A 15437-nucleotide genomic window follows, 5' to 3' on the forward strand; every position below is an offset into this window, starting at 1 on the left:
GCTCAATGGCTCGGCTCAATGGCTCGGCTCAATGGCTCGGCTCAATGGCTCGGCTCAATGGCTCGGCTCAATGGCTCGGCTCGCCGCCTAATCCACATGAGGAGAAATAGCCAATATATTTTTGAGTATATTGGTTATTTTCTTCAAAAAGAAAAAACGCTATCAAAGAGGACACGGCTTTTTGATAGCGTTAAGAATAGCTTCGGTTTATTTTGAACCCTTTTTTGACCCTCTTTTTTAGAGTCCTCAAAAAATTATTTAAAATCAATATGTTACATATAGGGCTATTTTTTAGGGTTATTTTGCTATTTTAGCAGGATATCCCTTTATTTTAGGGGTAATTTTATCAACAACCTCTAGTTCACTGCCGCACAGGCAGCTTAGAAAATTTGGAAGATAGCCTTTCTTGCATAACGCTTATGTTCACTGCCGCACAGGCAGCTTAGAAAGAGATTTTATTGGTCATCCTTTCGGTTCGCCAGTTCACTGCCGCACAGGCAGCTTAGAAAAATTTAGCTAAGGCCAACGGGATTAAGCGGCCTGTTCACTGCCGCACAGGCAGCTTAGAAATTTTGAGGATCAGGCTTCTTGTATGCTCAATATGTTCACTGCCGCACAGGCAGCTTAGAAAGTGCCGTAAGCCGGAAATTGTCCACCCTTATCGTTCACTGCCGCACAGGCAGCTTAGAAATTTGCGATTGCCGTTCTCATCAACCATCCCGATGTTCACTGCCGCACAGGCAGCTTAGAAAAGTAGCCGTTAAACTTGATAACCGGCCTCCAGGTTCACTGCCGCACAGGCAGCATCAAATCATCAAAAACTATTCCAATCACTGCCTTACGCCCGATAATTCACATAAAATCATTTAAAAACAAATACTTAATAAAAATTCTCAGATCACAACCTTCAAATATTATACATTTTTTCAAAGATTTAGGTTGACGAAAGCCAAAAATCCGCGCATTTGCGCTTGAGGTGGCTCGATGGCGGAGTGGTTACGCAGAGGACTGCAAATCCTTGCACGCCGGTTCGATTCCGGCTCGGGCCTCCAGATTTCCTTTTATAACTATGGTCAATTCTGTCAGACCGTCTTACTTTTTCTCAAAAATATATGCTGTAACTTGCTGTTTTTTAATAGTTTCGGCTGAATGTCTCTTTTCCAGAAATAATACACCGCCAAACATCTTCCTAAATAAAATCAAAATCTGATAAAAATCATTCTAAAAATCAGCCCATGCACGCCTTTATGATCGAAAGAATAAACCGCAAAAATCGTCGCTGATAAATTCATACCGTAAATAGTCTCGCCATTTTTCCAGCCCAAGACCTTCGCAGGCAACAATTTCGCTCCATAAAAACGGCTCTTCACCATTCTACCCTTCTTGAAAAACCGTTATCCTTGATGTTTTTTCTATCCCACGCCCGCGCTTCGATCGCCCTCTTTTGATCTAGACGCAAAACCGCTATATTGCGCCTTCACAGACTGGCGATATGGCCAAAACAGAACTGCCAAGCCATCCGTCTGTTCACGATTTCTCGATTTTCACTTCAGCTCTTTTCGATCAAAAGAGAACAGGGTATTTGAAAACATGACTAAGAAAACACGCGGAACGGCTTTTCTTGAAAAAGCAGGGATTGCTTTTACCGTTCATCCCTATGACTACGATCCCAAGGCACCAGCCGCTGGCTTACAGGCCGCTGAAGCCCTCCAGCAGCCCGCCGAGATTGTCTATAAAACTCTGATGACCGAAGTCGATGGCAAGCCGGTTTGCGTCGTAGTGCAAGTCAATCATGAAGTCTCGATGAAAAAATTAGCCGCCGCCGCAGGGGGAAAATCAGCCAATATGATTAAGCCTGTCGATGCAGAACGGATGACCGGCTATCACGTTGGTGGGATCAGCCCTTTCGGCCAGAAAAAGCGCGTTCCGGTTATTTTTGACGAATCCGCTTTTCAGGCTGAAAAGATCTTTATCAATGGCGGTCAGCGTGGGGTATTAGTCGCCCTTGCACCCGAAGATGCCCGTCGCGCTGTTGAGGGTAAAATCGCATCGGTCGCCAATTAACCTTTCTTCCCAATGGCCATAAATAAGGAAAGAGACGAACCCTTTTCTTATTTATGGCAAATTCTTTTATTTTTGACTGATCTGCCCTTGCAGAAAAGGACAAGCCTTGCTCAAAGATGCCGCATGACTGTGATGATCGACATGGGGAAAGATTCCAAAGGGCAAGTTGTCCCGATGGATCTCGAAGAATTGCTGGCAACAAGATTGTTGGTTCAGGGTAATTCCGGTTCCGGTAAATCCCATTTATTGAGGCGGATGCTCGAAAAAAGCGCCCGTTTTGTGCAACAGATTGTCATTGATCCCGAAGGCGACTTTGTTACCTTGGCGGAACGCTTTCCTCATGTCGCGGTCGAAGCTGCGGCTTACAATGAATCCGAAATTCGGGTTTTGGCGCAAAGAATTCGCGAACATCGCGTTTCCGTGGTGCTCAATCTTGAAGGGCTGGATGTCGATAATCAGATGAAATGTGCCGCATGGTTTCTTGCGACATTATTTGATGCCCCGCGCGACCACTGGTATCCCGCGATTGTCGTTGTGGATGAAGCCCAAATCTTTGCCCCAGCCCAAGCAGGAGAGGTCTCGGACGAAGCGCGCCGCCTATCTCTCGCAGCCATGACCAATTTGATGTGCCGTGGCCGGAAAAGAGGCCTTGCCGGTGTCATTGCGACCCAACGTCTGGCTAAATTAGCCAAGAATGTCGCCGCCGAAGCCTCAAATTTTCTCATGGGGCGTACTTTTCTTGACATCGACATGGCACGCGCAGCCGATTTGCTCGGTATGGACAGACGGCAAGCTGAAAGCATCCGCGACCTTGAACGGGGGCATTTTCTAGCCTTAGGGCCGGCTTTATGCCGTCGCCCTGTTGCGGTCAAAATCGGGGAAGTCGAGACTAAAAGCCGGACAGGCGGATTCAAATTGATGCCGCTCCCCGACAGCAAAAATAGTAATCCCGAAGCGCTGCTCTTCTCCGAACCGGAAGAACCCGCTTTACCTTTAGCTTCTCCTGAACCCCCTCCACCGCCTTCGTCCAGCCAATTGATGGAATTGCTGCAAAAGGAAAAGGAAGAAGAGGCGAAAATAGCCGAGGCAGAAGCCGCCGAAAATCCGGTCGATAATAGCCAGAAAGAAGCGCTGATTGATGCTCTTCTTTCCAGTATCGTCGAAGAAGAAGAAAACGCTTACCGTCAGGCCAATTTGCTCTATCCCGAATTTACGATTGGTTGCCGGATGCACGGCCTATCCACACCGCCTTTGGATTTAACAGCCTTCACCAAAAGGCTGACGATTGCCAAAGCAGGGCTTAGCAATGACGATTTACAGGATGAATTGTGGCAACCTGCGCTCAAGGCAGCCAGCATTCTTGAAGAAGATATACAGGCGGTGTTTTTGTTCTTGGCAAAAAGTGCAAAAGAAAATGCCCCCTGCCCCGATGATGAGATGATTGCCCGTATTTACGGCACACGCTCGGCTGGACGTGCCAGACGGCTAATCGGCTATATGGAAAATCAGGGTATTATCGCTATCAGAACTGATTTCGGCGGACGGCGCAGCATTACACTTCCGGCTTTAGGCTGGACGACCAGCACAGCCGCCTGACATCAATGACAAGGGCAGATGGCTTTATCTCAATTCTGCCCTTTCACATAAACAGCAATTTGTTTTTTCAAATACAGACGACTGCCCCTTGCACAAAAAAATCTCTCTGGCCTATCCTATCGCCTCGGTGCAGATATAAGTTCGCATCATGCCGCCGATATTGATCCTGTTCCACGTGAAACAACAGGACTGGCAATATTCAATAAAAAAGGCACTCTCTTAAAAAAGAAAGTGCCTTTTCCCCTGTTTATTAAAAATCAATTCTCGCGGAAATATTCCAACAGCTCTTCTTTAAAATCAGGCATTTTGCTGGAAAGCATTTCTTTCAACTGGTCATGTTTGATATCGCTATGAACAAGACGGTTATGCGATATGTCATAAAGGGCGCGTCCAGATTCACCTTTAAAGACTAAAGGAATCTCGGCAATTACTGCGCCGCTATCTTCGTATAAAAAGATATGCTCAAGAGCATTTGCAGGTTTGACTGACAGCTGATCTGGGTCATCGACCATATAATTCATATGATCCATAATCTCGGCGGCCATACGGTGCCTTATTCCAGCAGACACTTCCAGTTTTTTATGGGACATAACAAGCACCTTTACTCTTTCCGCCTTTTGCCATCATTTTACTCGGCAAAAGGGGGCTTTATGAAAGGTAATACGTTAATTCAGGCCTTTTTGTTCCCATAAAGCCCAATCCCGATAAAATGATCGCAGTAAATGCGGTTTCAAAATCCGGCATAAATTCTTGCCTTGCCCAATATTTTTACCCGCTTTTACTTACCGTTAGGCTTTCCTTTTTTTCTTTCCTGTCGCAAATGCGCCCAAAAAGCTAACCTCTCCGTGATATGCTTTTCATAACCCCGTATATTCGGTTGATAGAGCGTCACAGGCGGCAAATTCTCCGGCCAATAATTATCACCTGAAAAAGCATCGGGCATATCATGGTCATAGTGATACCCCTCACCATAGCCCTGCTGTTTCATCATCTCGGTTGGCGCATTAAGGATATTGGACGGTGGCAAGACAGAGCCGCTTTCGCGCGCCAAGGCCATCGCCTGATTATAAGCCTTATAGATCGCGTTGGATTTGGGGGCTGTCGCGACATAGACACAGGCTTGAGCAATCGCTAACTCGCCTTCCGGCGAACCTAAAAGCTGATAAGTCTCTTTAGCCGCAATACATTGCTCCATAGCCCGAGGATCAGCCAAGCCGACTTCCTCATTGGCCATACGCGTTATACGACGCAACAAATAAAGCGGGTCTTCACCAGCAACCAGCATCCGCGACAAATAATAAAGCGCGGCCTGCGGGTCAGACCCCCTTACTGATTTATGTAATGCCGATATCAGATTATAATGACCATCCCGATCTTTGTCATAAATCGCCATCCTTTTTTGAAGGATTTGCGCCAATTCTGACACTGACAAAGCGTTTTCTAGCTTCATCGACAAGAGAATTTCGGCCTGATTTAACAGAAACCGCCCATCTCCATCAGCAGAAGCGATTAAGGCTTTTCGGGCATCATCATCTACAGGCAAAAGCTGCCCAGAAACCGTCTCGGCTCTTTCCAGCAACAAGCCCAAGGCCTCTTCACCCAGACGGTTCAACGTCACCACTTGGGCGCGGGATAACAAAGCCGCATTCAAAGCGAAAGACGGGTTTTCCGTTGTCGCCCCTACCAAGACAAAAGTGCCATTCTCGATATAGGGTAAAAAGCTATCCTGTTGCCCTTTATTGAAACGATGAATTTCATCAATAAAGAGTAATGTCGCCTTCCCCATCTCCCGATAGGTTATAGCATTTTGAAAAATCTTTTTCAGATCAGCAACACCTGAAAAAATGGCCGATACCATTTCAAATCGCATTCCGACCGATTCAGCCAAAAGCTGGGCGATACTCGTTTTTCCGGTTCCGGGCGGGCCCCACAAGATCAGAGAGGATAACCGACCTGCTGCCACCATTCGGCCAATGATACCGTTTTCTCCGGTGACATGCGCCTGCCCGATGACATCAGATAGATGCTTAGGACGCAAAATATCCGCTAAAGGCCGATTTTCAGGCACAGGCCGATTTTCATTTTCGGTAAAAACAGCCTGCTCTACAGAATTGAATAAATCATCCATCCACCAATCATACAGGGTGAATGCCCTTTTTGGCTATCTTTAGACAGATTCTTTACAATAAAATCTCTTTCGAAATTGATCGGGTTATACTCACGACTTCCCGATGTAATTTCACTCTGAATAGCCGCCTCAAACCGCAATCACCTCAAACCCACATAAACAAAAAAGGCAGCGCTCTAATAGAAACGCTGCCCTTGTTCCACGTGAAACAAAAGGGAGCAAACATCACATAACGCCAAGTCTGCCCTTTTAATTTCAGCTCATTTAAGCCAAAAACTTCTTCGTTTCTTCTGCCAAATGCGGATTCCACATAGACCCTGTTGCAGTCATCACAGCATTGGCACCCGCCTCGATATAGGCCTTATAATGTTCAGGCTTGTTCATGCCACCAACACCCACGATGGCATAATCGAGTGATTTTTCTTCACGAAAAGCCGCCAAACGCTGCACCATTTCCAATCCAGCCCAACGGATAGCATCACCACAAACCCCGCCTTCGGGACGGGTTGAGGATAAAGCAGGTTGTCCTTTTTCATCCAGAGGCCGCGCACTCAACGTATTGATTGTGCTAAATCCACTTACCAGATGACCTACTTTTGAAACCAAATCTTCCAGCTTGGTATTATCTTTGAAATAAGCGGTTTTAATCAATAAAGGCCGATCCGGCACAGCCGTCTTGATTGCTTCAACAATCTTCTGAACGGCCAGCGTATCAAAGCAAAGCAAGCTATTCACGCCTTCATTGGGACAGCTCAAATTCGCTTCCAAAACGGGTGCACCCGTTTCAGCCACCATGCGAGCAGCCAAGGCGTAATCTTCTTCAATCTTGCCCTTGCCGCGCGTGCCTTGGAAACTACCGATCATTACCTGACGATCCGAAGCCGCGTTAACCGCTTCGGCCATATCCGGCTGCCAAATATCAGGATTAAAGGAAGGCACCCCGAAAGAATTGGTAATCGATAAAGGCTGAGTATAACGGGTATCGGCCAAAACCGCTTCACAATCGGCACTCAGCCCCCCTTCGGGGTGAATGGCAAGAACATTCGGCAAGGGATGACTTTTATGTTCCTGTGTTCTGACAGTTTTGTAAACGCATAGATCAAAACCGGCATGAAAAGCCGCCTTGATATAACGACTATTCAACAAAGGGCCTGCTGGGATACCCAAAGGCAGATCAACCGAACACCCAAGGAAAGAAACCGGCTTTTTCACCGAAACCGCAAAAGAAGGATCGGGCTTTTCAACAATATCTGCGAAATAGCCGAAAGGGCCTTCCTTATAGTTATCTTCATAACTCAATTCAGGATTGTAATATGGAATTTCGGTTTTCATGCTCTGGCCTCCCAAATGATTCCCGAGAGGAATACAGAAATATCCTTTCATCAGGAAACAAGTTTTTTAAGATAATCGCCCAATATAACCGGATTTAAGATTTCTCAGGTAATATTTATATCGCAGCAGAAGCCGCAAATAAAATCTCAAACCTCTTTTGCCGGAATCTTTAAAAAACGTAACCACAACCATCCAGCTAAAGCGGATAAGAGAGAACCCATCAATATTCCGTATTTGGCCGGAACAAGAAAATCCGAACCAGCAAAGGCCAATTCTGCAATAAATAAACTAATCGTAAAACCGATACCGCATAACAAGGATAATCCGAACAACATCCGCAAGGAGGTTCCCTTAGGCAGGGTCGCAATCTTTAGTCGAGTTGCTATTATAGTAGCGCCAAAAACCCCTATTGGCTTTCCCAAAAGCAAGCCCAACGCAACACCCAAAGAAACTGGAGCCAGCAAGACATTAAAGGACATAGATGACAGCGGCATTCCCATGCTCACAAAACCGAATAAAGGCAGAATAAGCCATGTCACCCAAGGCTGGATATGTCGCTTTCCTCGCTCTAAAGGAGAGGCTTTTTCTGGATGATCCGCAATTGAAGGAAGGGAAAGACCTGTTATCACACCGGCTATGGTAGGATGAAGGCCAGAAATCAATAAAGCCAACCATAAGACAACGCCAGCAGAAGCATAGACCCATAAATTCTGGACAGCTTTTTTATTCAGCCCAATCATCACAGCAGTGATGAAACCCGCTGATAAAAGGGCATATCCATTCAAATGGGAAGCATAAAAAAGAGCAATAACGACAATGCCTAATAGGTCATCGAAAATAGCCAAAGCCATTAACCAAACCTTGGCACCTTCAGAAACATGGCGTCCTAACGCTATAATAATAGGTAATGTAAAGGCAGCATCCGTTGCGATCGGGATTGCCCAGCCACGGCTTACTTCTAAATGACCGGATGTAATAAGCCCATATAGGTAAGCGGGAATCACCATTCCCCCTAAAGCTGAAATGAGGGGCAAGATAACCCGCCGGAAAGAAGCTAGATGCCCAGAAATAATTTCTTCTTTTATCTCTGCGATAACGACAAAAAAGAAAAGCGACATCGGCGCAATAGAAATAAATTCTGCCAAATTAGGGCTATCATCCAAAACCGAAAATGGCATTTTCAGATGAAGCAACTTAAAATAACTTTCGGACAGAAAAGAGTTGGATAAAAGTAATCCAAGAAGGGCTGACAAGAGCAGGATGATAGCTCTGCCAGAGGAGCCTAAAAAAAATCTACGAACAGAAAACCACATATCCTGCCTTATTGGTAAAGCGTATAGCTAAAAATCAAACCAAGCTATTTTATAATGTCGCCCTCTTTTTTGATATAAAAACCGCCTCTTTCATGGATACAGAAAAGGGGAGCCAAAGCCCCCCTTCCCCGTATAATAAATTGAACTCTTTGAATCTATCAGGCGGCTTTAGCAGCCAAGATTTCCTGTAAATCCTCTTCGGCAGAATTACCGATCGGTTTAATATCGAAATTATCGACCAGAATTTTCAGCATATTCGGCGTAATAAAGGCGGGAAGCGTCGGGCCCAAGCGGATGCCTTTCACGCCCAGATGCAACAAAGCCAACAACACACAGACAGCCTTCTGCTCATACCAAGACAAAACAAGCGATAAAGGCAGACTATTCACATCGGTATCGAAAGCCTCAGCCAAAGCCAAAGCAACCCGAATAGCGGAATAGCTATCATTGCACTGCCCCATATCGAGCAAGCGTGGCAGATCACCAATTTTACCAAGATCCAGATCGGTGACACGGAATTTACCGCAACCCAATGTCAAAATAACCCAGTCTTTTGGAGCCTTCTCGGCAATATCGGTAAAATAATGTCGACCGCTTTTGATGCCATCACAGCCACCGACCAGCATGAAATGCTTAATATCGCCTTTTTTAATCGCCGATATAACGACATCTGCGGAATCCAGAACGGCATGATGGCCAAAACCTGCGATATGGGAGCGTCCCTCCTGATCTTCGGTAAAGCCTTCACTCTCCAGCGCCGCTTCAATCACCTTTGAAAAGTCACGATCAGGCAGATGGGTCAACCCCGGCCAACCGACCAGATCACGGGTAAAAACGCGACCGGCATATTCTTTTCTCGGCTCCATCAGACAGTTGGTTGTCATGACGATCGGGCCCGGAAAATTAACAAATTCCTGACGCTGACGCATCCATGCACCGCCATAATGGCCAGCAAGATGCGGATATTTATTCAATTCAGGATAACCATGGGCAGGCAACATTTCGCCATGGGTATAGACTTTAATGCCGGTATCTTTGGTCTGCTCCAAAAGCGCTTTCATATCAAGGAGGTCATGCCCCGATACCAAAATCGCTTTTCCTTTTGACGGACTCATCTTTACATTGGTTGGCACTGGATGACCAAAAGAAGAGGTATTAGCCTTATCAAGCAAAGCCAGCGTCTTATAAGAGGCTTCACCACACCGCATCACAACCGCTAACAAAGCTTGGATATCAAGGCTGTGATCGGTCAGAGCGGCCATGCCTTCCAACAGGAAGTTATCGACATCGGGATCACGATAATCCAAAACCGCTGCGTGATGAGCATAGGCGGCCATGCCTTTCATGCCATAGGTCAAAAGTTCCTGAAGACCGGTAACGTCGATACCAAGCGCTTTCTGACGACTCGCAATGCCATAGGACTCCCCTTGCTTAACAAGCGTTTCACGATCACGTGAAAAATCAAGCGTTGCAGCCAGAGGAAGCTCGACATCTTCAGGCAATTTGGCTTTCAGCGCATCGCGAAAGTCAACCAGATGATAAAGGGCTTTGGTCAAAACATCGGCATCGAAATTGACATTCGTCACTGTCGAGAACAAGGCCTGAATGACCAGCGAAGCGGCTTCTTTTCGCTCTGCCTCACAGCTATCCGGCAAATTCTTGGCGACATAGGAAAGACCAGCCGATGCAAAAATCATCAGATCCTGAATGGCCGCGACTTCAGGGGTTTTGGTGCAAACACCCCGAATGACGCAGCCGGTGCCGCTGTGTGTCTGTTCACACTGAAAACATAGCATGACATTAACCTCTTCGTAACCTACCCATCAATGCAGAAAAGATTCTGAGGTCAGGAAAACGGATCTTCAGCCTTCTTCAGAGCGGAATTTCCAACCGGCTTCGGTAAAGTGTTTGGCCTTATCCAAGGTCATATTTTCCAATTGCTTGACAATAACCGGACGGGTTTTCAGCCAAAAGCTGTGCATTGGGCAAGGATGCTCATTGGAACATCCAGGCAAACCCAAAAAACAACCACAGCCCCAATCTTTCCCATCAATCGCCTTTACGATCTCCAAAAGAGAAATTGTCTCCGGCGGACGATTCAAACGCAAACCACCATTTTGGCCTCGCTTGGCTGTAATCAGTCCGGCTTCTTGCAAGCGACCTAAAATCTTCGTCAGATAAGGGCGTGGAATATTCGCTTTTTCGGCAATGTCGCGCGCCATGGTGAGCTTTTCACCCTCTGCATGAATAGCAGACAGTGCAAGAACAGCATAACCGGTTGATTGCGAAATTGAGAGCATAAAACGCTGATTCCTTATCGACAAAAAGACTTTTACCACAAAGTTTACAAAAAGGTAAAGTTTAAATTTTACCCAAAGGTAATATTTAAAAGAAAGAGCCTTCTTAATTATTTTCTTTCACTCAAGAAGAATGAAAAATACAAAAAAAGGCAATATAAAAAAATAAATTACTCAATATGATAATAAAATCAAAATCTCCTATTGGGTTCGGCTGTAATTGATTTCATCAAAAACCATCGACTCCAGCGAAGCCAGCAAGGCCGCCGACCGACGCGGCAAAGCAACCTCCCCTAAATGCGTGACCTGACTGATCAGACGCAAACTATTGGTTAAGAAGATGTCATCTGCCTCTAACAGCTCTTCATAGCCAATAGAGCGCTCTTCAACCGGAATATCGCAAGATTTTGCAAAACGCAGAATATTGGCGCGCATAATACCCGCCAAAATACCATCACTGACCGGCGGGGTAATCAAACGCCCGTCGCGGATCATGAAAAGATTGGCGGTGCTACTACAGGCAACATGTCCTGCGGTATTTAAAAAAAGCGCATCATCAAAAGACTTCTGACGCGCTTCTGTCACCGCCATAATCGCATCAAGATAATTCAGCGTTTTAATCCGCGACGTGACAGAGCTTTCATTCCGTCGAAGTGGCGTCAAGACAAGCCGTATCTCAGGACAAAATATTGTCGCTGCTATCGGGGAAGCTGAAACAATAACATTAGGCTTGGCTTCGGGACTAAAAGCCATTCCTCTTGGGCCCACACCCCCTGTCACGGTGATCCTTATTACACCCAAAGGCAGATTTTTTGCCGCCTTCTCCATCATCTCGCTTAAAAAAGACGCAGCCACCGGCAAAGACAAAGCCGCACAGCTTTTCATCAATTTTTCAAGATGCGCTTCCCGATAGACGACCTTATCAGCGACAACCAAGGCGGTATCGAAAACACCATATCCCAGTAATAACCCTTTATCATTCAGGTTAAATGCGGCAACAGCCTCATTGGCTAATACACCGTTCAGCCATATCGGCATAGAAGGCTTCCTCCAAATCAAAAAAGCGCGCTAAAATCGCATCGCCATATTCGGTCAAAACCGATTCAGGATGAAACTGGATACCATAGGTCGGATGACTTTTATGCGATAAAGCCATGATCTCGCCTTCCGGTGATACCGCATCAACCGTCAAATACTGTTCCATCGCTTCGGTTTTCTGGATAATCAGCGAATTATAGCGTGCCGCCTTAAAAGGATTGGGAATATCTTTAAACAGTCTTTTCCCGACATGACTGATTTCCACGGCGCGCCCGTGAAGCGGATAGCTGGCACGGGCAATCATACCACCAAAGGCAACACCAATGGCTTGATGGCCAAGACAGACTCCTAAAATAGGTATTTTCCCAGAAAATTGCCGCAAAACATCCAAAGAGATACCCGCTTCTTCCGGTGAGCAAGGCCCAGGGGAAAGGATAATCGCTTTTGGGGACATCACCTTGATCTCTTCAAGGGTGATTTTATCATGGCGGAACAAGCTGACTTTCCGGCCAAGTCTTTCACAATAGCGCGCCAGATTAACAACAAAAGAGTCGTAATTATCAATCATCAAAAGCATCAGACATTCCTCACCCTCAAGCCATTTCAGAAACCGACGTGCCAAAACTTTCAAAGATTTTTGCAGCTTTGGTCAGGGTCTCGACATATTCCGCTTCGGGATCGGAAAGTAGGGTAATCCCGCCCCCGACTTGAAAGACGGCTTTGTTTTTACTCAAGGTGACGGTTCTGATCGCAATGTTGAAATCGAGATTACCACCAAAATCAATATACCCGATCGACCCGCAATAAACGCCACGTGCCAATTGTTCGATTTCTGCAATGATTTCCATCGCCCGAATTTTAGGCGCGCCTGTAATCGACCCACCGGGGAAGCAGGCTTTTAAAAGATCAATGGAAGAATTTTCAGGCCGTAATTTTCCGGTGACCACGGATACCAAATGATGCACACCGGCATAGCTTTCCAAGCGGCATAAATCAGTCACTTCAACAGAATCCGCCGTTGACACCCGTGACACGTCATTCCGCAATAGATCGACAATCATAATATTTTCAGCGCGGTCTTTTTCGGAATGAAGCAATTCTTCGGCGGCGACTCTATCTTTCTCAATATCCGGCGACCGGCGGGCAGTCCCTTTAATCGGACGGGTTTCAATTTGATTATCCTGCAACAGGACAAAACGTTCCGGCGAAGCCGACGCAATAACCTGATCACCAAAGGCAAGATATGCCCCAAAGGTCGCAGGATTAACATGACGTAACTGACGATAAAAAGGCCAAGTCTGGAAATCATCAGGCAATTTGGCTGAAAAACTCTGAGCGATATTCGCCTGATAGATATCGCCTTTTCGAATATATTCCCGAACCGTTTCAATCGCCTGACAATAACGCTCTTTCGTGAAATTCGACTGCCAATTTAATGAAAGCCTATTGGGTTTTTCATCCAAAGATGCCTTTTTAGAAGGCATAGAAAGCCAGTCAGAAAATTGTGCCAAACGGGCTTTGGCTCGGCTTTCTTTTTTGTCGGGTTGAGTTTCAGGATAACCAGAAGAGCAAAGGTAACTCTCACCCGTCACATGGTCAAAAGCTAAAACAACATCGTAAAAGCAAAAATTGATATCGGCGGCTTTATCTTCTGTTTCAGGATAGCCCTTGATGACTTCAAGGCATCGGCCATAGTCATAGCCGACATAACCAATACATCCGCCTTGGAAAGGAAAACGCCGTTCAATTTTTTCATCAAAAGCGAATTGCGACAGATGCCGTTTTAAAAGCTCTAAAGGATCACCCTTTTCAGGGACAGAATTCCAATAAGCTTGGTCACCACAAACCGTCAGTCTCGCAAAAGGATCAACCGCGATATAAGAATATCGCCCTAATTTATCCTGATGCATCGCACTATCAAGAAAAGCAAAATACGGTCGGGAAGAAAGGATGTTCGCTGCGACCAACGGGTCTTTAAGATCAATTTTTTGTAGCCACATTGCTTTACCGATCTGAAATTTATCAGGATTGCTGATAGTCGGGCGGAAGACTTCCATCCGGCAACGAAGAATAGCCTGATTATATTATCCCTTATGCGGCAATACGCCACCTAAAATACTGGCAAGTATAAAGAAAAGAAGCGGCTTTGGATATAATTTCCGACAATCAGAGCAAAGACTTAAATTTTAAAAAAAATAATAAAACTCAAAACGGTAAAATAATATTACAAAAAAAGAATTGCCAGAAATCAGGCTAGAAACCGCCTTTGCAAGATTTTCCCCAAAACATAAATATCAGCCGCTATTTTCAAATGATCTTTCTAGGCAATTGCTCCAAAAATGGACATCATTTCATAGTCGGGACATTGATAATAAAGAAGATCCATATTTTTGATTGAAAATAATATTATATTGATATAAATTTACCAAAAACAAAAGATATAAAAAATTTAACACTAAAAACACTCTGTAGCATCCCATAAACAAAGGGAAGTCTATATCCATGCTGGTAAGAAAAAACAAAACAAGACCCAAAATGATATGGCTATGTTTTTTCCCTATCGTGATAAGCTTGGTGCCTTTATTTATAAAATCATCGCCAAGTTTTTGGTCAGCTCAATTTCTGATAGTAATCGCTCTTACTTGGCTACATATCGCCGTTCTATTTCACTTCAACTATTTTAAAAAAGGCTTCACTACCGTCCGGCAGAATCTCTTCCTCAGTTTTTTCTCTACAGCCATCGCCATGACAGCCATTATTGCCACGATTAAATATATTGCGATAAGCCTGATGTCCTGATGACAACGGAAAACGGGCAAAAATAAGAGGAGGATAAAAGCATAAAAAGAATAAACTCTGAGAACTGACACATAAAAAATGTCAGAATAAAAACATTATCGTTTGAAGTTGCCTCGATAGGTCTCGGCCTCACCTTCACCATTATCGGAATCGGTGCGATTCAAAACTTCACCACTCTGACCATCAACATCGACCCAAATAACCGTATTATTGCGGATAAATTTCAGACGATAAATGGTATTATCATGCAATTCGGGGCCCAAATAACGACACCCAGCCATGCGAGGCAGAATCTTCTCCTCGATTTGATGCAAAGACAATATCTGGCCGTTACGGATAGCTGCCAGTGCGACATCCCGATCTCTTCTTTGCTGCGCTGTCGCCGGAGATAAAATCACACCACCGGAAAGAACAGCCCACAAGCAAAAAACTGCGGCAGATTTCATTTTAAGCATTCTTCTTCAATAAAGGAGCGGTTTTGAATAAGGAATGAATAATTGCCTGATCAATTCCGCCTATCGAATAGCGGTAAATGTTTAGCATTTTCTATCTATCTTTAAACAAGACAAAGAAAATATCCGTTAAAACAAGTCTTCATCAAAGGATGACGGCAAGCGTTTTTCCCTTTATAGAAACAGGCTATGGCTCCACCTTTACTCTCTTTTGAAAATCTCGGTGTTAATCAAGGCACCGGATATCTTTTCCGTCATCTTGATATCAATATTCAGCCCCGCGACCGGCTGGCACTGATTGGCCGGAACGGAGCCGGTAAATCACCTCTGTTGAAATTACTCGCAGGGACAATCGAACCGGATGAAGGACGACGCAGCATCCAGCCAGGGCTGAAACTGGTCTTACTGGAACAGGCAC

The 15437-nt window shown here is 45.2% G+C and carries 14 protein-coding genes, 1 tRNA gene and 1 CRISPR repeat array; of the genes, 4 read left to right on the forward strand and 11 right to left on the reverse strand.

Annotation, left to right across the window (positions count from 1 at the left end; translation table 11 throughout):
• Positions 1–359: 359 nt before the first annotated feature.
• A CRISPR array of direct repeats spans positions 360–812; the repeat unit is 28 nt; unit sequence GTTCACTGCCGCACAGGCAGCTTAGAAA.
• Between the two features lie 166 nt (positions 813–978).
• Positions 979–1052: transfer RNA gene (locus tag LDL18_RS06235), tRNA-Cys, on the forward strand.
• 147 nt (positions 1053–1199) lie between these two features.
• On the opposite strand, the gene LDL18_RS06240 is transcribed toward LDL18_RS06235, so the two are convergent.
• Positions 1200–1373, reverse strand: a complete 174-nt coding sequence (locus LDL18_RS06240; RefSeq protein ID WP_296507854.1) for a hypothetical protein — start codon at positions 1371–1373, stop codon at positions 1200–1202.
• A gap of 217 nt (positions 1374–1590) precedes the next feature.
• On the opposite strand from LDL18_RS06240, the gene ybaK reads away from it, so the two are divergent.
• Entirely contained in the window at positions 1591–2064 is a 474-nt protein-coding gene (ybaK, locus tag LDL18_RS06245; RefSeq protein ID WP_296507856.1) for a Cys-tRNA(Pro) deacylase, read from the forward strand.
• A 12-nt stretch (positions 2065–2076) separates the two neighbouring features.
• Positions 2077–3660: an ATP-binding protein gene (locus LDL18_RS06250; RefSeq protein WP_296507858.1), complete on the forward strand. Its 1584-nt coding sequence runs from the start codon at positions 2077–2079 to the stop codon at positions 3658–3660.
• Between the two features lie 257 nt (positions 3661–3917).
• On the opposite strand, the gene LDL18_RS06255 is transcribed toward LDL18_RS06250, so the two are convergent.
• The 10 genes from LDL18_RS06255 to LDL18_RS06300 form a co-directional block, all read right to left on the reverse strand.
• On the reverse strand, positions 3918–4250 hold the full coding sequence (locus tag LDL18_RS06255; protein ID WP_296507860.1) for a hypothetical protein: 333 nt from the start codon (positions 4248–4250) through the stop codon (positions 3918–3920).
• A gap of 188 nt (positions 4251–4438) precedes the next feature.
• The gene (locus tag LDL18_RS06260) at positions 4439–5788 is read right to left on the reverse strand and encodes a replication-associated recombination protein A (protein WP_296507862.1); all 1350 of its coding nucleotides are present in this window, start codon (positions 5786–5788) and stop codon (positions 4439–4441) included.
• Positions 5789–6052: 264 nt separating this feature from the next.
• Positions 6053–7120 carry a dihydroorotate oxidase gene (locus LDL18_RS06265; RefSeq protein ID WP_296507864.1) on the reverse strand — a complete coding sequence of 356 codons (1068 nt, stop codon included), beginning with the start codon at positions 7118–7120 and terminating at the stop codon, positions 6053–6055.
• A gap of 146 nt (positions 7121–7266) precedes the next feature.
• On the reverse strand, positions 7267–8433 hold the full coding sequence (nhaA, locus tag LDL18_RS06270; RefSeq protein WP_296507866.1) for a Na+/H+ antiporter NhaA: 1167 nt from the start codon (positions 8431–8433) through the stop codon (positions 7267–7269).
• Positions 8434–8591: 158 nt separating this feature from the next.
• On the reverse strand, positions 8592–10229 hold the full coding sequence (gene hcp, locus LDL18_RS06275) for a hydroxylamine reductase (RefSeq protein ID WP_296507868.1): 1638 nt from the start codon (positions 10227–10229) through the stop codon (positions 8592–8594).
• A 66-nt stretch (positions 10230–10295) separates the two neighbouring features.
• A complete protein-coding gene (locus LDL18_RS06280; RefSeq protein WP_296507871.1) occupies positions 10296–10733 on the reverse strand; it encodes an Rrf2 family transcriptional regulator in 438 nt (145 codons plus the stop codon).
• 198 nt (positions 10734–10931) lie between these two features.
• On the reverse strand, positions 10932–11768 hold the full coding sequence (locus tag LDL18_RS06285) for an aminotransferase class IV (RefSeq protein ID WP_296507873.1): 837 nt from the start codon (positions 11766–11768) through the stop codon (positions 10932–10934).
• Positions 11734–12345: an aminodeoxychorismate/anthranilate synthase component II gene (locus LDL18_RS06290; protein ID WP_296507875.1), complete on the reverse strand. Its 612-nt coding sequence runs from the start codon at positions 12343–12345 to the stop codon at positions 11734–11736. Before LDL18_RS06290 ends, LDL18_RS06285 begins: the two co-directional genes overlap by 35 nt.
• Before the next feature lie 16 nt (positions 12346–12361).
• Entirely contained in the window at positions 12362–13825 is a 1464-nt protein-coding gene (pabB, locus tag LDL18_RS06295) for an aminodeoxychorismate synthase component I (protein ID WP_296507876.1), read from the reverse strand.
• Between the two features lie 837 nt (positions 13826–14662).
• Positions 14663–15013 carry a hypothetical protein gene (locus LDL18_RS06300; RefSeq protein WP_296507878.1) on the reverse strand — a complete coding sequence of 117 codons (351 nt, stop codon included), beginning with the start codon at positions 15011–15013 and terminating at the stop codon, positions 14663–14665.
• 195 nt (positions 15014–15208) lie between these two features.
• Here LDL18_RS06300 and LDL18_RS06305 point away from each other — a divergent pair.
• The coding region (locus tag LDL18_RS06305; RefSeq protein ID WP_296507880.1) for an ATP-binding cassette domain-containing protein at positions 15209–15437 on the forward strand (229 nt) is incomplete at its 3' end.

The sequence above is a fragment of the Zymomonas sp. genome (genome assembly GCF_020216885.1).
GTDB lineage: Bacteria > Pseudomonadota > Alphaproteobacteria > Sphingomonadales > Sphingomonadaceae > Zymomonas.